This is a genomic window from Neomesorhizobium albiziae (genome assembly GCF_900114255.1).
Taxonomy (GTDB): Bacteria; Pseudomonadota; Alphaproteobacteria; order Rhizobiales; family Rhizobiaceae; genus Neomesorhizobium; species Neomesorhizobium albiziae.
Map to the genome: position 1 here is coordinate 1 of NZ_FOSL01000007.1, position 19060 is coordinate 19060.

General features: G+C 62.6%; 19 protein-coding genes. 8 read left to right on the forward strand and 11 right to left on the reverse strand.

Features of this window, described 5'->3' with window-relative positions:
- Positions 1-126: 126 nt before the first annotated feature.
- From F3H98_RS13200 to F3H98_RS13210, 4 genes are read left to right on the forward strand one after another with little or no spacing between them, the layout of a single operon-like run.
- Positions 127-468 carry an efflux RND transporter periplasmic adaptor subunit gene (locus F3H98_RS13200; RefSeq protein ID WP_244621711.1) on the forward strand — a complete coding sequence of 114 codons (342 nt, stop codon included), beginning with the start codon at positions 127-129 and terminating at the stop codon, positions 466-468.
- 10 nt (positions 469-478) lie between these two features.
- Positions 479-1420: an efflux RND transporter periplasmic adaptor subunit gene (locus tag F3H98_RS13205; protein ID WP_244621712.1), complete on the forward strand. Its 942-nt coding sequence runs from the start codon at positions 479-481 to the stop codon at positions 1418-1420.
- An 11-nt stretch (positions 1421-1431) separates the two neighbouring features.
- Positions 1432-1848, forward strand: coding sequence for an HlyD family secretion protein (locus tag F3H98_RS31755; protein ID WP_244621713.1), 417 nt, complete (start codon positions 1432-1434; stop codon positions 1846-1848).
- Positions 1845-3962 carry an HlyD family efflux transporter periplasmic adaptor subunit gene (locus F3H98_RS13210; protein WP_244621714.1) on the forward strand — a complete coding sequence of 706 codons (2118 nt, stop codon included), beginning with the start codon at positions 1845-1847 and terminating at the stop codon, positions 3960-3962. The genes F3H98_RS31755 and F3H98_RS13210 overlap by 4 nt, the downstream gene beginning before the upstream one ends.
- A 49-nt stretch (positions 3963-4011) precedes the next feature.
- Here F3H98_RS13210 and F3H98_RS13215 read toward each other — a convergent pair whose 3' ends face one another.
- The 7 genes from F3H98_RS13215 to F3H98_RS13245 all read right to left on the reverse strand — a co-directional run bounded on the left by F3H98_RS13215 (position 4012) and on the right by F3H98_RS13245 (position 11979).
- Positions 4012-5805 (reverse strand): ABC transporter ATP-binding protein, encoded by a 1794-nt coding sequence (locus tag F3H98_RS13215; RefSeq protein WP_149760814.1) that lies wholly within the window; start codon positions 5803-5805, stop codon positions 4012-4014.
- 11 nt (positions 5806-5816) lie between these two features.
- A complete protein-coding gene (locus F3H98_RS13220; protein WP_149760622.1) occupies positions 5817-6761 on the reverse strand; it encodes an acetamidase/formamidase family protein in 945 nt (314 codons plus the stop codon).
- The gene (locus F3H98_RS13225) at positions 6751-8337 is read right to left on the reverse strand and encodes an ABC transporter substrate-binding protein (RefSeq protein ID WP_425294844.1); all 1587 of its coding nucleotides are present in this window, start codon (positions 8335-8337) and stop codon (positions 6751-6753) included. Before F3H98_RS13225 ends, F3H98_RS13220 begins: the two co-directional genes overlap by 11 nt.
- A 106-nt stretch (positions 8338-8443) precedes the next feature.
- Complete coding sequence (locus F3H98_RS13230) at positions 8444-9364, reverse strand: ABC transporter permease (protein WP_149760624.1); 921 nt, start codon at positions 9362-9364, stop codon at positions 8444-8446.
- Positions 9361-10266 (reverse strand): ABC transporter permease, encoded by a 906-nt coding sequence (locus F3H98_RS13235; protein ID WP_149760625.1) that lies wholly within the window; start codon positions 10264-10266, stop codon positions 9361-9363. Before F3H98_RS13235 ends, F3H98_RS13230 begins: the two co-directional genes overlap by 4 nt.
- Positions 10244-10849 (reverse strand): ANTAR domain-containing response regulator, encoded by a 606-nt coding sequence (locus tag F3H98_RS13240; protein WP_149760626.1) that lies wholly within the window; start codon positions 10847-10849, stop codon positions 10244-10246. The genes F3H98_RS13235 and F3H98_RS13240 overlap by 23 nt, the downstream gene beginning before the upstream one ends.
- Positions 10846-11979 carry a transporter substrate-binding protein gene (locus tag F3H98_RS13245; RefSeq protein WP_149760627.1) on the reverse strand — a complete coding sequence of 378 codons (1134 nt, stop codon included), beginning with the start codon at positions 11977-11979 and terminating at the stop codon, positions 10846-10848. Before F3H98_RS13245 ends, F3H98_RS13240 begins: the two co-directional genes overlap by 4 nt.
- 479 nt (positions 11980-12458) lie before the next feature.
- Here F3H98_RS13245 and F3H98_RS13250 point away from each other — a divergent pair, with 479 nt between their 5' ends.
- From F3H98_RS13250 to F3H98_RS13260, 3 genes are all read left to right on the forward strand, one after another.
- Positions 12459-13115, forward strand: coding sequence for a TerC family protein (locus tag F3H98_RS13250; protein WP_149760628.1), 657 nt, complete (start codon positions 12459-12461; stop codon positions 13113-13115).
- Between the two features lie 161 nt (positions 13116-13276).
- Positions 13277-14134, forward strand: coding sequence for a CoA transferase subunit A (locus tag F3H98_RS13255; protein ID WP_149760629.1), 858 nt, complete (start codon positions 13277-13279; stop codon positions 14132-14134).
- Positions 14131-14925 (forward strand): CoA-transferase subunit beta, encoded by a 795-nt coding sequence (locus F3H98_RS13260; protein WP_149760630.1) that lies wholly within the window; start codon positions 14131-14133, stop codon positions 14923-14925. Before F3H98_RS13255 ends, F3H98_RS13260 begins: the two co-directional genes overlap by 4 nt.
- 49 nt (positions 14926-14974) lie before the next feature.
- On the opposite strand, the gene F3H98_RS13265 is transcribed toward F3H98_RS13260, so the two are convergent.
- The 4 genes from F3H98_RS13265 to pcaC are packed head-to-tail and all read right to left on the reverse strand — an operon-like array spanning position 14975 to position 17808.
- Positions 14975-16033 (reverse strand): 3-carboxy-cis,cis-muconate cycloisomerase, encoded by a 1059-nt coding sequence (locus tag F3H98_RS13265; RefSeq protein ID WP_149760631.1) that lies wholly within the window; start codon positions 16031-16033, stop codon positions 14975-14977.
- Position 16034: 1 nt separating this feature from the next.
- Entirely contained in the window at positions 16035-16649 is a 615-nt protein-coding gene (gene pcaG, locus F3H98_RS13270) for a protocatechuate 3,4-dioxygenase subunit alpha (RefSeq protein ID WP_149760632.1), read from the reverse strand.
- A complete protein-coding gene (gene pcaH / locus F3H98_RS13275) occupies positions 16649-17410 on the reverse strand; it encodes a protocatechuate 3,4-dioxygenase subunit beta (RefSeq protein ID WP_149760633.1) in 762 nt (253 codons plus the stop codon). The genes pcaG and pcaH overlap by 1 nt, the downstream gene beginning before the upstream one ends.
- On the reverse strand, positions 17407-17808 hold the full coding sequence (gene pcaC, locus F3H98_RS13280; RefSeq protein ID WP_149760634.1) for a 4-carboxymuconolactone decarboxylase: 402 nt from the start codon (positions 17806-17808) through the stop codon (positions 17407-17409). The genes pcaH and pcaC overlap by 4 nt, the downstream gene beginning before the upstream one ends.
- 151 nt (positions 17809-17959) lie before the next feature.
- Here pcaC and gntR point away from each other — a divergent pair, with 151 nt between their 5' ends.
- Positions 17960-18991 carry an HTH-type transcriptional regulator GntR gene (gene gntR / locus F3H98_RS13285; protein ID WP_149760635.1) on the forward strand — a complete coding sequence of 344 codons (1032 nt, stop codon included), beginning with the start codon at positions 17960-17962 and terminating at the stop codon, positions 18989-18991.
- The last annotated feature ends 69 nt before the right edge of the window (positions 18992-19060 follow it).

Sequence of the window (19060 nt, forward strand, 5' to 3'; positions counted from 1 at the left end):
TTCAAATCCTGTCCCCGCAACCAAATACCAAAGGCCCGCAATCGCGGGCCTTTGTCATATCAAACACCAGGGCTGCTCTCATCGAGCAGCCCTTTCGACGCCTATCGCAGCAAACTCTCCCGCTGCGTGATCAAGGCGCCGTTCGACGGGCGTATCGCACTGATGCGCGCGCATGCGCACGAAATCCCGGACCGAACACAGCCTCTGATGCAGGTCGTGGGCGAGGCCGAACTGGAGATCGAGATGCTGTTGCCGTCGCAGTGGCTGCGTTGGCTGAAAGCCGGCGTCGTCTTCGATTTTAGCATCGAGGAAACGGGTAAGTCTCTGCCCGCGGAGGTCACCAGGATCGCCGCGGTCGTCGATCCCGTCAGCCAGACAGTCAAGGTCACCGGGCGATTCACCGGAACCCGGGAGGGCGTGTTGCCCGGCATGAGCGGACCGGCCAAATTCGCTGCGCCCGATGGCTGAAAAGCGCGCCATGGAGGCTATCCAAATACGACCCAAGCCTGCGGTAAGCGAGCAAGGCGCACAGAATCGGCAGGCTTTCGAGCTGCTTCTCAAAATCGAGGCGGATACCCGGCGTGCAGAAACGGTCGGCGAACTGGTCTTTCTCATCGCCAACGAAACGTTGCGGTTGACCCGGGCCCGCCAGGTTTTCGTCTTCACTGCGAAGGGAGCGAAACAAAGGGTCGAGGCGGTATCTGCGATCGGCAAGATCGAGCGGGACTCTCCACGTCTGCGCTGGGTGGAAAATCTCATCCGCAACTTGGCGGCCGATGCGGGCCTTGACGAAAAGCGTGAATTCGCCCTGCCGGCCTATTGCCCCCCGGACGATGAGGAACACAAGTCGTTTCCCTACCGTTTTCTGCTCTGGCAGCCTTTCAGGCTGCGCGACGGCCAGGTTTTTGCCGGCATGCTGCTGGCACGCGAGGTTCCCTGGCTGGAAGCCGATGTCGTTGTCGCGTCGCGGCTTGCCGAAACCTATGGACATGCCTGGGCGGCTCTCGCGGGGCCCCGCCGCCTGAAACGGCGCATAAGCCTGAAACCGCTGTTCGCCGTTGGCGCCGTAGCTGCGATCGCGGCTTGCTTCTATCCCGTTCCGCTGACTGTTCTGGCGCCGGTCGAGGTGACGCCGATCGAACCGCGTATCGTCGCAGCGCCGATCGATGGGGTGATCGATTCCATCGCCGTCGATCCCAACGCTTCCGTCGAGGCCGGGCAATTGCTGCTCCGCATGTCGGATACCGCGTTGCGCAATGAGCTCGCGGTGGCCGAGCAAGGGCTGAACGTCGCCGAGGCTCGGCTCAAACAGGTTACCCAGGGCGCTGTCGGCGATCCGAAGGTGCGCGGCGATCTCGCCGTGGCACGGACGAGCTGTCGCTCGCCACCGCGAAACGCGACTACGCCCGTGATCTCCTGAAGCGTACGGAAGTGACCGCACCGGCGCCGGGTGTCGCCATCTTCACCTACAAGCGCGACTGGATCGGCCGTCCTGTTTCGACGGGTGAACGGTTGATGGAGATCGCCGACCCAGACAAGGTGCAACTGCGGATCGACGTGCCCGTGGCGGATGCGATCGCCGTGCAGTCCGGTGCAAAAGTGCGTGCTTTCCTCGATTCCGATCCATTGCGACCGGTGGCCGCCGAGGTGCGTTCGGCCTCGTACGAGGCACAACTGACCGATGGGAATGCGCTGGCCTATAGGATCTACGCGGCAATCGGCGCCGGGCAGGCGCCGCTGCGGCTCGGCATCCGCGGCACGGCGCAGATTTCCGGCGAAAAGGTGCCGCTTGCCTACTACCTGTTCCGGCGTCCGATCGCCACGATCAGGCAGCGGTTCGGCCTGTGAGCACGACTGACATCCCGTTACCTCCGCTGCGGGAGGACCTGAAGATCATGCGGGGGGGCGCCAGCTATTCGGGGGCGCCCGTCTGGGTGGTGCTCGACCCGCTGCGTAACCGCTTCTTCCGCGTTACCTACGAAATGTTCCAGCTACTGTCGCTGTGGAACCGAAGCGGTACCGTCGGGAACCTCGCCAAAGCACTCGACGCGCGTTTCGGCCGCCGTACCGATGCCGAAGAAATCGGCATGGTGCTGCGGCTGCTCGACGCCAATTTCTTTCTCGCGCAGCCCGCCTCGGGTTCATGGCGCACACTCCACGACGCCGCGCAACGCCGCCATTCATGGTTCATGCGGCTCATCCACAACTACCTGTTCTTCAAGATTCCGCTGGTGCGGCCGGAGCCATTTATCCGCGCCACCTGGCCCTATGTCGCGTTCCTGTTCAGTCGCGGCTTCCTGTTCTTCGCGGCCCTGGCCGGAGCAGCCGGGCTTTATCTCGTCTCCCGGCAATGGGAGGCGTTCATAAGCACGTTTCCTTACGTCTTCTCGTTGGAGGGCGCAGCGATATCGCTAGTGTCGATCGTGCTCGTCAAATCGCTGCACGAACTCGGGCACGCTTATGTCGCCCATCGCCACGGCTGCCGGATCCCGACGATGGGAGTCGCCTTCATGGTGATGGTGCCGCTGCTCTATACCGACGTCACCGAGGCCTGGAAGCTGAGATCCCGCAAGTCGCGCATGGCGATCGACTCGGCGGGCGTAGCCGTCGAGCTCTGCGTTGCGGCCTTCGCGCTTTTTCTTTGGGCGTTCGTTCCCGATGGTCCGCTGCGCAGCGCCTTTTTCGTCCTCGCCGCCACCGGTTGGATCATGAGCCTTCTGATCAACATCAATCCGTTCATGCGGTTCGACGGATATTACATGCTGGCAGACCTGCTCGGCGTCGAGAACCTGCAGCACCGGGCTTTCCAGCACCTGCGCTGGCGGTTACGCGAATTGCTGTTCGGTGTTGGTTATCCCGCGCCCGAACCGTTTCCGCCGCGGCTCGACGCCATCCTGACGATCTACGCCATCTGCACCGCGATCTACCGGCTGTTGCTTTATCTCGGTATCGCGCTGTTGGTTTATCACTTCACCATCAAGCTGGTTGGCGTCATCCTGTTCGTCGTCGAGATCGGGTTTTTCATCGTCCGCCCGTTGTGGTCGGAGTTCAAGGAATGGTGGTCCATGCGCCAGGATATCCTGAGAAGTCGCCGCACCTATCTGACGCTCATTGTAGCGGGAATGCTGACGGCATTTGCCGCGATCCCGCTTTCCACGCGCGTCAGTGCGCCGGCCCTGATCCTGCCGGAAACATTCGTGCGGCTGTTTCCGCAGGAGGCTGGCCGCGTCGATGCAATCAATGTTCAGCGTGGGCAGATGGTGCGCAAAGGCGATGTGCTGTTCGCGATTTCCTCGCAGACACTGGCGGAGGAACGCCGCCTCGCGGAGATCGAGATCGACCTGGCGCAACGCCGCCTCGGGCGCATCGGCGCCGATGCGGAGGACCTGGCTGGCCGCGGGATCCTCGAAATGGAACTGAGCGGTCTGGTCGCCAAGCGCGACGGGCTGAAGCAACGCGAGGAAAAGCTTGTTATCCGTGCGCCGTTCGACGGTAGTATCGCAGACATGAACGCCGAGATTGCTCCCGGGCAATGGGTTTCGCGCAAGGAGCAGCTCGCCTTCCTGTCCGGGGGAGGCGGCATCGTCGTGCGCGGCTATGTGTCGGGTGACGACCGGGCACGCATCGAACCGGGCGCCTCGGGCTGGTTCATTCCCGACGATCTGACGCAGCCGAAGTTTCCGGTCACGTTGACGTCGGCCGCTATATCGGGCGCGAAGTATCTCGATATTCCGCAACTGACCTCACAATTCGGCGGCGAGATCGCGGTGCATCCCTCGGAGCGCGGCCAGTTGGCGCCGGTGTCCGCGCAATATGCGGTCAATGCCCGGGTCGCCGGAGAGCAGAGGCAACCGGACCAGACCAGGCGTGGCATGCTTCTGCTCGAAGGGCGCGCCGAGAGCCTGATGGCACGAGCCTGGCGCCAGGTCTTGAAGGTTCTCGTACGCGAAGCGGGCGCCTGACCACTTTGAGCCCAATGATGGTGTCTGGCTGACTCACCTGGCCTGTCCGTTACGTCGCGACGAGATGCCCGTTTCCGACATCGGTCAAAACCAGCCGATGCGGTGCCTCGCCGATTTTGTAAGTCGCGCTCGCGATCTCTTGGTCGAGGCGCGAGAAACCGGACCGCCGCCGTGCCGGATCGGGCACCGGCACCGCCTCGATCAACCGCCTGGTATAGGGATGGCGCGGATTGGCAAAGATCTGGTCGCGCGTGCCCATCTCGACGATCTGCCCAAGGTACATGACAGCGACCCGGTCGGAGATGTTTTCCACCACCGCCATGTCGTGCGAAATGAACAGATAGGCGACACCGAATTCGCGTTGCAGTTCCTTCAACAATTGCAGCACGCGTGCCTGCACCGACACGTCGAGCGCCGAAACGCTCTCATCTGCGATGATGAGCTTGGGCCGTAGCGCCAGCGCGCGCGCGATGCAGATGCGTTGACGCTGGCCGCCGGAAAACTCATGCGGATAGCGTTCCATCTGGTCGGCCGACAGGCCGACGCGTTCGAACAGCGTGGCGACCCGATCGGTGCGTTCGCGTGGTGTGCCGATGTTGTGGATCAAAAGCGGCTCAGCGACCAGGTCGCCGACGCGCATGCGTGGGTCGAGCGACGCGTACGGATCCTGAAAGATCATTTGGACGTCGCGACGTACAGCCTTCCGCCCGTCGCGGCTGAGGCCGGAAAGGTTGCGGCCGCCGATCGAAAGCTCGCCGATGTAGGGCACCAAGCCGGCGAGCGCTTTGGCGGTCGTCGACTTGCCGCAGCCGGATTCGCCGACCAAAGACAGCGTCTCGTTTGGCGCGATGGAAAAGCTTACGCCTTCGACCGCGTGGACGCGGCGGGTCACTCGGCCGAAGAAGCCGCCACGCAGATCGAAGCGCACATGCAGATCGCGCGCTACGGCGACCGCGGTCGATTTTGTATTTTCGATCGCTTTGCGGAAATTCTGGCGGCCGGATCCGGTACCCATACGTGGCACCGCGGCGAGCAGTTCACGCGTATATTCCACCCGCGGTCGCTCGAAGATATCGGCCACCTTACCCTCTTCGACCATGCAGCCGTTGCGCATGACAATGACGCGGTCGGCCATCTCGGCCACCACGCCCATGTCGTGGGTGATGAGGATGACGCTGGTGCCGTTCCGACGTTGTAGGTCGCGTAGCAATTCGAGCACTTCGCCTTGCACGGTGACATCGAGTGCCGTGGTCGGCTCGTCGGCTATCAGCACGTCGGGCTTCAGCGCCAGCGCCATGGCGATCATGACCCGCTGGCGCATGCCGCCGGAAAGCTCGTGCGGATACTGCTTGAGCCGGCTCTCCGCTTCCGGGATGCGCACTGCCTTCAGCGCATCGATAGCCAGGTTGCGCGCTTCGGTGAGCGACAGGCCGGTGTGGGTTTCTATCGCCTCGATCAACTGACGCCCAATCGACAGGACCGGGTTCAGCGAAGTCATAGGCTCCTGGAAGATCATGGCGATGCGGTTGCCGCGGATACGGCGCATGCGCCGATCGTCGAGGTCGGTCAATTCGGTGTCGCCCAACCGGATCGAACCGGCGGAAGTCCGTGCTGCCGGCTGTGGCAGCAGCGCCATGATCGCCAGTGATGTCATCGACTTGCCGGAGCCGGATTCGCCAGCGATGCACAGCGTTTCGCCGCGCGCCAGCGAGAAAGAGAGGTCCGAAACGACCGGGCGTTCGCCCTCCTCGCCGCGCACGGAAACGGTGAGGCCGGCGACCCTGAGTACTGGCCCGCCCTCTGTTTTGCGACCCGTGGCCGAAGCCCCGGGCCGCTCTTTCATGCCTGCTGCGGTCATTCGAACACGCAGCGCGGGAAGTAGAACGACACCACCCAGTTTGGCATGTCGACGATCTCGCTGATGCGAAGATCGCCGCACACCGAAACCAGCATGTAGGCGTCGACCGGCTCCATCCCGAAGCGCGCGGAAAGCAGGTCGACCATCTGCGCGACTGCTTCCCTGGCGCCGGTCATCAGGTCGGTACCGATCCCGGTCGTCACCTCGTAGCCCTTGGCGTCGAGGTGGCGTGTCACCGGGCCTGGCGTGGTGAAGCGCGGCATTTTCAGCCGCGCGTCCTTGACCAGATCGAGGGTGAGCACGACGTCCATCGGGCTTTCGATCGCGGTGCCGCACACCTCGCCGTCGCCTTGTGCGGCGTGGGTGTCGCCGACCGAGAACAGGGCGCCGGCAACCTCCACAGGAAGATAAAGCGTCGTTCCCGCCGCTAGGTCCCGGATGTCGAGATTGCCGCCGACGCGACGCGGCGGCACCACCGAGTGATGTCCCATTTCCGCCGGCGCGTTGCCGATGGTGCCGGCAAACGGTTTCAGCGGCACGCGGCCGTTTTTGCCGAACAGCGCTGGCTCGAGCGACGTCGCGTCATATTTCCAGATGTTCAGCGCCGGCTCCTTGAAGTCGTCGGCGAGCAGGCCGAAGCCCGGAATGTTGGCCGTCCAGCCGAAGCCGGATGGTTTGAAGGCTTCGATCGTCACCTTCAGTGCATCGCCGGGCTGCGCGCCTTCGACGAAGATCGGACCGGTTACCGGGTTGACCTTGGCGAAGTCGAGCTTCGGCACATCCGCCACGGTGCTCTCTGAAGTGAACTGCCCGCCGGACGAGTCCAGACACTGGAACTCGATGGTCGAGCCGGGCGCCACCCGCTCTGCCGGGGCAAACGAATTGTCCCAGCCGAAATGATGATGGCGCCCGTGGATGGTATAGTCGCAATTATTGCACATCGTTCACATACACATAGTCGTAGTTGATCGGGATGTGGACGGGATCGACGTAGAGCTTGTCATCGCCGCCCATGCGCGGTGACTTCATGGTGAAGCGTTGCTCGTTGAATACCGGAGCCCACGGTGCATCCTCCATGATCTTGCCGTAAATGCCGCTCCACATCTTGTGGCGTTCGTCGGCTTTGGCCGGATCAACGATGGAATCGGCTTCAGCGGCTTTCACGTCGAGGTCCTTGTTGCAGTACCACGACCAGTTCCAACCGCCCTGCACCGCGCCGCCACAGCCGAGGATCGGCCCATAGAAATTGGATGGATCCGGAAAGTCGGCGATCCATGCCATGCCGCCCGACCAGATCATGGGTGCGCCGTTCTTTTCGCCGCCGGCCGCGATCACGTTGGCCTGCGCGAGCGACTGGATCGAGGCCTTGATGCCGATGGCGGCGAGATCCTGCTGGATCGCCTGCGCGATGCGCGGGTTGGGGTCGGTGTTCATGGCGAACAGTTGCGTCTCGAAACCGTCGGGATGGCCTGCCTCGCCGAGCAGCGCCTTGGCCTTTTCGACATCGAAGGCGTAGCCCTTGAAGTTTTTGTCGTACCCCGGCATCGACGGCGGCAGCGGCTGGTTGGCTGGCACCGCGCGGTTGTTGATCAGCTTGACGATGCGGTCCTTGTTGATCGCCATGTTGACGGCCTGCCGCACCTTGACGTTGTCGAACGGCGCCATGGTCGTGTTCATGGTGACGTAGCCCGTATGAAGCTGGCCACCCTCGACGACGCGCGACTTCTGTTCGGGATCGGCCATCACTTCCTGGAACTTGGCCGGCGGAATGCCATCGCCCGGCACGTCGACCTCGCCCTTCTGAAGGCGCAGCAGCGCAACGATCGGCTCCTGGCCGAACTCGAAGGTGATCTTGTCGAGATAGGGCAGGCCCTTGAGCCAGTAGTCGGCGTTGCGCTCGAAGACCAGCCGCTGGCCGAGTGTCCATTCGGCCATCTTGTAGGCGCCCGTACCGACCGGGTTCTTGCCGAAATCAGCGCCGTGTTTCTCCACCTCTTCCTTTGGCACGACGTGGCTGAAGTTGATCGCCATGACATGCAGGAAAGTAGCGTCGGGCCGCGACAGTTCGATCTTGACGGTCGAGGGATCGACCACTGTCACGCCGGTGAGGCTTTCCGACTTGCCTCCGGCAACGTCGTCATAGCCGGCAATCGAGGCGAAGAAGCCCGCGCCGGGGCTCTGCGTCTTGGGGTTGGTGACGCGATCGAGCGAATATTTCACGTCGTCGGCGGTCATTTCGCGGCCGTTGTGAAATTTCACGCCACTGCGCAGCTTGAAGGTGAAGGTCTTGCCGTCGGGCGCGATCTCGTAGCTTTCGGCAAGCTCCGGCCGAAGGTTGGTGGTTCCCGGCTCGTAGTCCATCAGCCCATCGAACAGGCTCTTGATCATCGACCAATTCTGCCAGTCATAGCCGATCGCCGGGTCGAGGGTTGCGACATCGTCCTTGTAAGTGATGGTGATGGCGCCGCCTTGCTTGGCCTTCGGGTCGAGCGTTTCCTGCGCGGTGGCCGAAGCCATGCCGAACGCCAGCGCGAGCGCCGACGCTACGACTGTCGTGGTTAACCAGTGTTTCATATGGAGTTCCCTTCTTTTGGTTGTCAGTCTTCTTGGTTGAGCTGTCCGATCACCGCAGCTTGATCCGCGGGTCGATGAATGGAGCGACGATGTCGGCCAGCAGATTGCCGAGCACGATGGCGCACGCCGAAACCAGCGTGACGCCCATGATGATCGGAATGTCGACGCGTTGGATTGCCTGCCAGGCGAGCTGGCCGATGCCGGGCCAGCCGAACACGCTTTCCACCACCACGATGCCGCCCATGAACAGGCCGATGTCGATGCCGATCATGGCGACCACCGGCAGGATGGCGTTTGGCAGCGCATGGCGGAACAGGATAGCGCGGCGCGCGAGGCCCTTGGCGCGGGCGGTGCGGATGTAATCCTGGCGCAGCACGTCGATCATCGACGACCGCATCATGCGCGAATACCAGCCGGCGCCCAGGATGCCGAGGGTTAGCGACGGCAGCACCAGGTGCCGCCATGTTCCATAGCCGCCGATCGGAAACCAGCCGAGCCGCACGGCAAAGACGTAGAGCAGCAGCAGACCGACGACGAATTGCGGAGCCGAAACACCGACGAAGGAGCCGACCATCAGCGCCTGGTCGGTGGCGGTACCACGCCTGACTGCCGCAACCAGGCCCATGGTCAGGCCGATGATGACCTCGCAGACAATGGCGCCGACCATCAATAGCAAGCTGGCCGGCAGGCGTGCGACGATCAGCTCGCTGACCTCGGAACGCTGGATATAGGAGCGGCCAAGATCGCCGCTGACGAGATTGGTGAGGTAGCGCCAGTACTGGATGACGAAGGGTTGGTCGAGCCCTAGCTGCTGACGGATGCTCTCGACTGTCTGCGGTGTTGTGCTGCGGCCGGCGATCTGGCGCACCGGATCGGCGGGCAGGAGATATAGCAGCGCAAAGGTGATCAGCGAGACGCCGAGCAGAATGAGGGCGGACTGGATGAGGCGGCGGGTCAGATAGGCGATCATGCCCGTCCCCTTTGCGTCGGGTCGAGAATGTCACGCAGCGCGTCGCCGACCAGGTTGAAGGCGAGCGCTAGCGCCAGGATCGCGGCGCCGGGGAAGAACACCAGCCAAGGTGCGGCCTGGAAATAGGTCTGATTCTCGAAAATGATGTTCCCCCACGACGCAGTGGGCGGCTGCACGCCGATGCCGAGATAGGAGAGGGTGGCCTCCAGAAGCACCGTGGTCGAGATGCCGAGCGTGCCCCAGACGATGATCGTCGGCAGCAAGTGCGGCAGGATGTGGCGAAACAGGATGCGCGGCGTGCCCGCCCCGATGGTGCGTTCGGCGTCGATGAATTCGCGTTCGGCAAGCGAGCTTGTTTCGGTGAAGATGATGCGGGCGGTCTGCACCCAGTTGACCAGCGCGATCACCATGGCGACGATCCACAGGCTGGGCTGGAAGACGGCGGCGAGGCAGATCGCAAGCAGAAGCGCGGGAAAGGCCATCATCAGGTCTGTGAAGCGCATCAGCAAGCCGCCGATCCAGCCGCGAAAATAACCGGCAGTGACGCCGACCAGCGTGCCGATCAGCAAGGCTGCGCCGTTGGCGACGATGCCGATGACGAGCGAGGTGCGAGCGCCGTACAGGATGCGGGTCAGGAGGTCGCGACCAAGCAGGTCGGTGCCCAGCCAGAAGGTGGCGCTGGGCGGCAGCGGCGCGCCCTCAAGCGTCAGTCCGTCGAACATCTGCTCGTTGGGGTCATAGCCGGTAAGCCACGGCGCGAAGACGGCGCCCGCGACGGTGATCGCGATGATGGCCAGTCCAAGCACGGAAAGCGGCCGTCTGATGAGACGGCGCCAGACGCCGGCGCGGCGTCTTGCCGGCACCGCGATCGCGGAGATCTCAGGCGCGATTGGACTGGTCAACGCCGCCCTCCTTTTCCGTTATCGCCACGACGCGGCGGGCGGCCTCCTCGACGCTGACCTGCCAGTTCATGGCGAGCGAGCGCAATTGCGCATAGGCCCGCTCATCGTCGATGCCCTGGCCGGAAAGGGCGGTAACGGCTCGCACGATGGTCTGGCGCTCCGCCACCCGCGCCTCAAGCGTCGCGATCTGATCGGCGAGTTGCCGGCGCGCGGCAAAACTCTGGCGTGCAATGAGCAGGGCGCTGTAGACGCCGGAATTGCCGACCGGCTTCAGCAACTGCGCGTCGGCCTTGTGCGACAGCGCCCATTCGATGCGGCCAGGCGCTTCCGAGCCGATCAACGCAACGACGGGCATCGGGGCTTCGCCGGGGGCCCAGGGAAACTGCTCGTCGAAACCGAGGTCTGCGTCGAAGAACACGAAGTCGGCGGCGAGCGCCTCCGGCGGCAGTTCCGGCCAGCAGCCGGTCACGTCCAGCCCAATCGCCGAAAGCTGTCTGGTGATCGCAGTGACATTGGCGTGAGGCCGGTGCAGCACAAAGACCTTGGCGCCGCCGAGATTGGGGATGCGCGAGGTGCGCTTCATGACACGACTTTCAGCTTCGTGCGGCCGAATACTTCGGTGCGATCGTAGCGCGAGAGATAGGGGTCGGGCGCTACCTTCCTGGTGCGGCTTACCACCTCGAAACCGTTGCCTTTGATACGGCCGATCTCGACCGGCAAGGTAGCATGCTGGGTCTGTGGGTCGATGTTGATGGTGCCGAGCGGCGTGCGGAACGAACGCCCCCTGAAAGCTGCCGGCAGGTTGGCCGGCGAGTCCCGGGCTTGCGTTGCCAAGATGTCTCCCAGTATCCGCACCGAAGCGTAAGCCGCCGCCTGGAACGAAGACGGCCGCGCGAGGTCGGCTTCCGCTATGGGCGGCAACCAGTCCTCGGTTAGCGATGCATCGTGGAAGTAAGGTCCCGCCGACAGATGCCCATTGCCGGCCTCACCGATCGCCGGCAATTCGCATTCTGTGAGATTGCAGGAAATGATTGGGCAGCGCTCAGGCGTGAAATACGCATCCTCGGCTGCAAGTTTCGCATAGGCGCTGATGAAGGCGTAGGACGAGGGGCCGATCAGATTGTTGAGGATGAAGTTCGGCTTGGTCGCCCGGATTTCCTCGATCAGCCGCGATACGTCGGCTTCGCCGATCGGCAAGTACCGCTCGCCCAGAACCTTGCCGCCGGCGTCAGCGATCAGGTCGCGCGCGACGCGGTTGGTTTCCCAGCCCCAGATGTAGTTTGAACCGGTGAGGAAACCGTTGGCGCCGAAGCGGGGGATGACATGGCTAAGCAGCGGTACGAGATGTTGGTTAGGGCAGGCATGCATGTAGACCACATGCTCGTTGGCTTCGAAGCCTTCGTAGGGGCAGGCATACCAGAGCGTACCGCCGGTCTTTTCCAGCACCGGAATGACCTCCTTGCGGCTCCACGACGTGACGCAGCCAATGATGTGGCGGGCACCGGTGTTACGCAGGATGTCCTCGCAGAGCGGCGCGTAGCGGTCGATGTTGCCTTCCGGATCGCGTTCGACGGCGATGAGTTCGACTGCGCCCTTCGGATCGGCGTTGACATCGGCGATAGCCTTGAGGGCACCGGCGCGGCAGGATTCGGAGACCAGCCGATAGTTTCCCGATCGGGAATAGAGGATGCCGATCTCGATGCGCCGTTTCAACCGAACCATCCAAAAATGAAAAATGCCCCGCAGCCACCGCCGGGAGGCGAGGCATACGAGGCACGCTTGCCGTCCGGCGACCGAGGCCGGTATTTCCCCTAGCCTATTCGGTGCGGCGGCCCAGTCAAGCGGCCAAAACGGCGAGTTTGACGGAATCAGAAGCCGCGAGCCGGTCATTCGCCGAACTGTTGAACGATGTCGCGCTGGAGCTCATCGGGTCGCAGTCCGGAACAAATTGATGCGGCGCACAAATTCAACCTTGAGTTTCTTGGCTGTAGCCGTTATCTAGGCGCTACCAGGCCGGGCCCCTCTGGCAATCCCTAGGGATTGTGATGTCGGACTGGGAATATTCAACCCGGTGGCCTGGCTTTTTGAGATCTCGTCTGCTGTAGCGGCAATTATTGTCACGCGCGGTTTCCGCGTTGCGCTACGGCCATGCTTGCGAGCCGCGTCACCCCAGAGAAAGCAAAGGGTGCCGTATGACAGAATTCTTTACTCCCGAAGCAATGACCGCTCTCTTTCAGGTGATCATGATCGACCTGGTGCTTGCGGGTGACAATGCCATCGTCATCGGCCTCGCCGCGGCGGGGCTTCCGAAAGATCAGCGCGCCAGGGCAATCCTGATTGGCATTATTGCCGCGACCGTCCTGCGTATCGGTTTCGCTGCTGCGACGACCCAACTCCTGCAAATCGTCGGGCTGCTGTTTGCCGGTGGCGTGCTGCTGCTTTGGGTGTGCTGGAAGATGTGGCGTGAACTCAGAGATGGTCATGCCCAGGAAACGCAAGCGGTTGAAGCACTCATGGAGAGCGACGTCGACCGGGACGGCGCCATAGCGGGGAAAGCACCTACGAAGACCCTCAGGCAGGCCGCGTGGCAGATCATCATCGCCGACGTCTCCATGTCGCTCGACAACGTTCTGGCCGTTGCCGGCGCTGCCCGCGACCATCCCAACGTGCTGATCTTCGGGCTCATCCTGTCGATCGCACTGATGGGCGTTGCCGCAAGCTTCATCGCCAATCTGCTGCAGAAGCATCGCTGGATTGCCTATGTCGGTCTGGTGATCATCCTCTATGTCGCCGGCGAGATGATCTATCGCGGTACTGTGGAGCTGATGCCCTACGTCGCGGGCTTGTAGAACATCCAACCGAAAGTTGAAGCGGTTTTCGGAAAATCCGATGCTGAACAAACGATAGTAGCGAAGGCGATTCCGATCTAGCGTCCGCTGCTCTAAGATCGCAAAATTGGCTGGCCGGGGCGACGTCGCTCCGGCCACATTTGTGAATAGGGGAGAGAGCGATGGTGAAGTTCCTGCCGCTGCAGAAGGCGGTCGCGGAGAACCTCCGCGACGGTGATACAGTGGCGTTCGAGGGCTTCACCCACCTCATCCCGACAGCCGCCGCGCACGAAGCAATCCGTCAGGGATTTCGCGGCCTGACGCTGATCCGCATGACGCCGGATCTCATCTACGACCAGATGATCGGCATGGGCATGGCGAAGAAGATCGTCTTTTCCTATGTCGGCAACCCCGGCGTTGGGCTGTTGCGGCGGGCCCGTGACGCGATAGAAAACGGCTGGCCGAACACGATCGAAGTCGAAGAGCATTCCCACGCCGGAATGGCCAACGCCTATGAGGCAGGAGCATCCGGCCTACCTTGTGCGATCTTCCGCGGTTATCGCGGAGCCGAACTGGCGAAGGTCAATCCCAACATCAAATCCATTGCCTGCCCGTTCACCGGCGAAATACTGGCCGCGGTGCCTTCGGTGCGGCCTGACGTAACCTTCATCCACGCACAGAAAGCCGACAAAAAGGGCAACGTACTGGTCGAAGGCATCATCGGCATCCAGAAGGAAGCAGTGCTTGCCGCCAAACGCGCCGTGGTCACCGTCGAGGAGGTCGTCAGCGATTTCGACGACCTCCACCCAAACCTGACCATTCTGCCGCATTGGACCATCACCGCTATCTCGGTGGTGCCGGGCGGTTCGCACCCGTCCTACGCGCACGGCTATTATGCGCGCGACAATGCCGCCTATCTGGAATGGGACGAGATCGCCGCCGACCGCGAGCGTTTTTGTGCCTGGATGCAGGAGAATGTCATCGAGGCATCGCCGGACGATTTTGCAGCGCGCGTCGCCGGTTTGAGGAACGCGGCATGAGCAGCTTTTCCCCCAACGAGATGATGACGATTGCCGCAAGCAGGGCGCTGAAGAACGAAGATGTCTGCTTCGTTGGAATAGGTGCGCCCTCGGCGGCCTGCAATGTCGCGCGATTGACCCACGCGCCGGACATCACGCTGATCTACGAGAGCGGCACCATCGGAACCGCCCCCGACGTTCTGCCGCTTTCGATCGGCGACGGAGAATTGTGCGACACCGCGGTCACCACTGTTTCGGTGCCGGAGATGTTCCGCTACTGGCTTCAGGGCGGACGAGTCACCATCGGTTTCCTGGGCGCGGCCCAACTCGACAAGTTCGGCAACATCAACACCACGGTGATCGGCGATTATGCGAATCCGAAAACCCGTCTGCCGGGCGGCGGCGGCGCGCCGGAGATCGCCATTTCATCCGGCGAGATCTACATCACCATGGCGCAGTCGAAACGCGGCATGGTGGAGAAGATCGACTTTTTCACCTCCTTCGGGCACGGCGAGGGCGGCGATCATCGCCAGCGCCTCGGCATCGACACGAAGGGTCCAACGTTGCTGATAACCGACCTGGCGATCTGGAAACCTGACGAAATAACCAAGGAGTTTACCGTTGTGTTACTGCACCCGGGGGTGACGCGCGAACAGGTTCAGGAAAGCTGCGGCTGGACCGTTAAATTCGCTGAAGAAATGGATACTACGCCCGCGCCGACCGAACGCGAGCTAAAGACGCTCCGCGATCTGCAGGCCCGCACCAAGGCGGCGCATGAAGGAGCTGGAGAAGGGAAAGCGGCTTATAGATGATGGATGACCGAAGTTTTCATCTTCGACTGTATACGCACTCCAATCGGATTTAGGCGCTATCGCCCAAACTCTGTATGTTCCCGAGAAGCTCGCCCGCGATGCGGAGTGCAGCTGCGGTCGCCAAGATCATCTGCGGCAGGATCAGCCATTCCAGTGTCCAGGCCGAACCCGATCGCTCCTGTTCATGCACCAGGGCCTGGTGCATGCCCGAAAGCTGCACCGCGTTGAACCGCGCCAACGTCACCAGAATTTCGGCGGCGACCGGGTTCTGCTTGTGGGGCATGGTCGACGAACCGCCGCCGCCACGAAGCGAAATCTCGTCGCCGACCTCAGCCATCAGCGCGATATCCTGCCCGAACTTGCCGAGGCTGCCGGTCACCAGCGACAGCCAACTGGCGAGGTCGGCTATGCGGTCGCGCTGACTATGCCACTGCTGCGCGTCGCCGAGGCCGAGTTCTTCGGCAAGTGTTCTGCGGACTAGTTTGGCCTTGCCGCCGAGCTGTTCCAGCGTTCCCGCAGCCCCGCCGAACTGGATGACGAGTAGCGACGGCTTCAGCGTCTCCAGCCGCGTCCGGTGGTGTAGTAGCGGGGTGAGCCAGCTTTCGATCCGGTCGCTAGCTGTGATCGGGATCGCCGCCTGCATGCGGGTGCGGCCCGTTAGTGGATTTCCGCCGAAGCGGCTGTCCAAATCGGCGAAAAGCGCATCGGTTTGCGACAACCGCAGGTCGAAATTGGCGAGAACCGGAGCGAGCAGGAGCATTTTTGCAGTGTCGATAACGTCCTGACTTGTCGCTCCGAAATGCAGATGCTTCGCGTACGGCTCGCCGACCGCCAGGCGCAGCTGTCGCACCAATTCTGGCACGACAACGCCGTCGCGGGCAGTGCCGTCGCGGAGCCTGCCAATATCGGGCTTGAAGTTTGCCAATTTCGCACCGATCGCCGTGGCTGCCTCGGCCGGAACAACCCTATGCTTCGCTTCCGCCCGGGCCAGGGCTGTCTCGAACGCCAGCATCGCCCCAATTTCGGCTTCGATGCCGAGCATCGACGCGATCTCGTCGTCGCCGAGAAGACCCGAAAGGTAAGGATGATCGAAGGCTGAGACGGCCATATCAGATATCGAAGAACACGGTTTCCCGCTCGCCCTGCAGACGGATGTCCAGTGTGTACGTATTGCCATTGCGCGGCGCGATCAGCGTGGCGACGCGATGGCGGTGTTCGATGCACGCCAGCACCGGGTCCTCTGCGTTGGCCGACTGTTCGTCGCCGAAATACAGGCGCGTATGGAGGCCGATGTTGATGCCGCGCGCGACGATCCACAGGGTAATATGCGGCGCCATCAGCCGCCCGTCGTTGAACGGAACGCGGCCGGGCTTGATCGTTCCGAACACGCATTCGCCGCTCTCGGCGTCGACCGCCCGACGGCCCCAGCCGGTGAAGTTGGGATCGGCGGCGCCGCGCATTTCGAACGGCGAGTTGTAAAGACCGGCAGCATCAGCCTGCCAGATCTCGATGAGCGCGTCTTTCAGTGGTGTCCCGCCACCGTCGATGACGCGCAGCTTGATGTCTATCCGTTCGCCCCTGGTCTTGTCGCTGACCAGATCAGCGCCGAGATCGTTTTCATAGACGCCGCCGATACCGGCGAAATTGGGTGTCAGGCCGATATGCACGTAAGGCCCGGCTGTCTGTGATGGGCTTTCCTTCAACCGGTCGAGGGAATGCGTCATCAGTTGCCCTCCAGCCGGTTCTCGAACAGCGAGGAGCGCCGCCCCCGCAGGACGATATCGAACCTGTAGGCGCTGGCGTCCATGGGGATCGTCGCTTGCATGTCGAGCACGGCAATCAGCCGTTCCACCGCGGCGCGGTCCGGGATGCCGCGGACGATCGGGCACTTCCAGATCAACGGGTCGCCTTCGAAATACATCTGGGTGATCAGACGCTGCGCGAAGCCGTGCCCGAACACAGAGAAATGGATGTGGGCTGGCCGCCAGTCGTTTGGCCCGTTCGGCCAGGGGTACGGGCCGGGCTTGATGGTGCGGAAGGCGTATGAGCCGTCCTCGCCTGTGATGGTCCGGCCGCAGCCGCCGAAATTAGGGTCGAGCGCCGCAATATAGCTTTCTCGTTTGTGGCGGTAGCGGCCGCCGGCATTGGCCTGCCAGACTTCGAGCAGCGCGCCGGCAACGCCCTTGCCACGCTCGTCCAGCAGCCGTCCGTAAACGATGATGCGCTGGCCGATGGCGCTCTTGCCGGGCTTGGCGAAGTTGTGGATCAGGTCGTCGTCGAGCTCGCCCAGAATGTTGTGTCCGAATACCGGCCCGGTAATTTCCGACAATGTGTTGTCGAGCGACAGCAGCGCCTTTTGCGGTGAGCGCAGCACGGATGTCTTGTAGGCCGGCGTCAGCGCTGGCGGATGCCAGCTTCGATCGCGCTGGAAGAAGGTTCCGACTTCTAGCTCGCGGTTCGATAGCCCGCTGGCTACGGTCTTCATTTCTCCCCCTTGGTGTCCATCTCTTCGTAGACCTTCCCGGCAATCTTGATGGCGTGATTGGCGGCCGGCACGCCGGCGTAGATCGCCACATGCAGCAACGCCTCGCGGATGTCGTCGCGGGTGGCCCCGGTGTTTGCCGTGGCGCGGATGTGCATCGCCAGCTCCTCATCGTGACCAAGAGCCGCCAGTAGCGCAATTGTCACCATCGAGCGCTCGCGCTTCGTCCAGTTGGGCCTTGACCAGACGTGTCCCCAGGCCGCCTCGGTGATCAATTCCTGGAAGGGCTGCTCGAATTCGGTCTTGGCGGCTTCGGCGCGGTCGACATGGGCGTCGCCGAGCACGGTCCGGCGCGTCGCCATCCCCAGGCTGTAGCGATCCCCTGTCTTGGCCCCGCTCATGTAGTTGCTCCGCGTCCGATGCCGTGCCCGTAAGGCTAGGCCGCAAGGTGATATGACTTTTTGTGCCGCGTAAAATCATTTCTTTTGCAAAGAAGATAACCATACGGTTATGAAATTACATGATCGAAGCTTGCAGCATGGCGACGCCCCGATGAAACCGCGTTCGCGCCGCAGTGGCGGGCGGCCGACGATCGCCGATGTGGCGAAGCGGGCGGGCGTCGGCGCCATAACTGTTTCGCGCGCCTTGCGCGAGCCGGAACGCGTTTCCGAAGACCTGCGCCGCCAGATTGCCAGAGTGGTCGACGAACTCGGCTACGTTCCTGATCCGAATGCCCGTGCGCTGGCATCGGCACGGGCCGATGTCATCGGAGTGCTGGTGCCGTCGCTGACCAACAATGTGTTCGCCGAAGTGGTACGGGGCATCTATGACGGGCTGGACGACAGCCGTCTGCAGATACAGCTCGGCAACACGCATTATTCCGGCCTTGAGGAAGAGCGCCTGCTGCGGGTGTTCCTCAGCCAACGTCCCTCGGCGCTTGTCGTTTCGGGCATCGACCAGACGCCTGCCGCGCGCAAGTTGCTGGAGGAGGCGGGGTGCCCGGTCGTGCAGATCATGGAGATCGGGCCAGACCCGGTGGACATGATGATCGGGTTCTCGCATTTCGAAGGTGGCAGGACCGTCACGCGCCATCTCGTCGATGCCGGCTACCGGAAGATCGGATTCATCGGCGCGCGCATGGACCCGCGTTCGCAGCGCCGTCTCTCGGGCTACCGGGCCGTAATGGAACGCGCCGGCCTGTTCGACCCGCGGCTTATCACCACCACAACCACCCCATCCAGCGTGTCGCTTGGGCGTGAGCTGTTGCGCGATGCGCTGGCCAAGGTGCCGACGCTCGATGCGGTGTTCTGCAACAATGACGATCTGGCGCTCGGCGTTCTTTTCGAATGCCACCGCGCGGCCATAGACGTGCCTGGCAAGATCGGCATTGCCGGCTTCAACGACCTGGACATGACGGGGGTTGCCTTCCCGTCGCTGACTAGCCTGCGCACGCACCGCTACGAGATCGGCCGCCGCGCCATTTCCATGGTACGCGCTACCATTGCCGGCGAGAGGCCGGAGCAGCCGGTGGTCGATCTCGGGTTCGAGCTGAAACAGCGCGAAAGTACAGCTCGAACGGCCTAGACACTAGGATTGATGCTCGCCAAAGCCTCTTTACAGCAAGTGATGGTAGCGCTACCATTGTTTGGCTGG

Excerpts from the sequence above, each read along its gene's own strand:
- F3H98_RS13205 (WP_244621712.1), top strand. The coding sequence starts at position 479 with ATGGAGGCTATCCAAATACGACCCAAGCCTGCGGTAAGCGAGCAAGGC.
- F3H98_RS13215 (WP_149760814.1), bottom strand. The coding sequence starts at position 5,805 with ATGAAAGAGCGGCCCGGGGCTTCGGCCACGGGTCGCAAAACAGAGGGC.
- F3H98_RS13220 (WP_149760622.1), bottom strand. The coding sequence starts at position 6,761 with ATGTGCAATAATTGCGACTATACCATCCACGGGCGCCATCATCATTTC.
- F3H98_RS13225 (WP_425294844.1), bottom strand. The coding sequence starts at position 8,337 with ATGGCTTCGGCCACCGCGCAGGAAACGCTCGACCCGAAGGCCAAGCAA.
- F3H98_RS13230 (WP_149760624.1), bottom strand. The coding sequence starts at position 9,364 with ATGATCGCCTATCTGACCCGCCGCCTCATCCAGTCCGCCCTCATTCTG.
- F3H98_RS13240 (WP_149760626.1), bottom strand. The coding sequence starts at position 10,849 with ATGAAGCGCACCTCGCGCATCCCCAATCTCGGCGGCGCCAAGGTCTTT.
- F3H98_RS13250 (WP_149760628.1), top strand. The coding sequence starts at position 12,459 with ATGACAGAATTCTTTACTCCCGAAGCAATGACCGCTCTCTTTCAGGTG.
- F3H98_RS13255 (WP_149760629.1), top strand. The coding sequence starts at position 13,277 with ATGGTGAAGTTCCTGCCGCTGCAGAAGGCGGTCGCGGAGAACCTCCGC.
- F3H98_RS13260 (WP_149760630.1), top strand. The coding sequence starts at position 14,131 with ATGAGCAGCTTTTCCCCCAACGAGATGATGACGATTGCCGCAAGCAGG.
- F3H98_RS13265 (WP_149760631.1), bottom strand. The coding sequence starts at position 16,033 with ATGGCCGTCTCAGCCTTCGATCATCCTTACCTTTCGGGTCTTCTCGGC.
- pcaG (WP_149760632.1), bottom strand. The coding sequence starts at position 16,649 with ATGACGCATTCCCTCGACCGGTTGAAGGAAAGCCCATCACAGACAGCC.
- pcaH (WP_149760633.1), bottom strand. The coding sequence starts at position 17,410 with ATGAAGACCGTAGCCAGCGGGCTATCGAACCGCGAGCTAGAAGTCGGA.
- pcaC (WP_149760634.1), bottom strand. The coding sequence starts at position 17,808 with ATGAGCGGGGCCAAGACAGGGGATCGCTACAGCCTGGGGATGGCGACG.
- gntR (WP_149760635.1), top strand. The coding sequence starts at position 17,960 with ATGAAACCGCGTTCGCGCCGCAGTGGCGGGCGGCCGACGATCGCCGAT.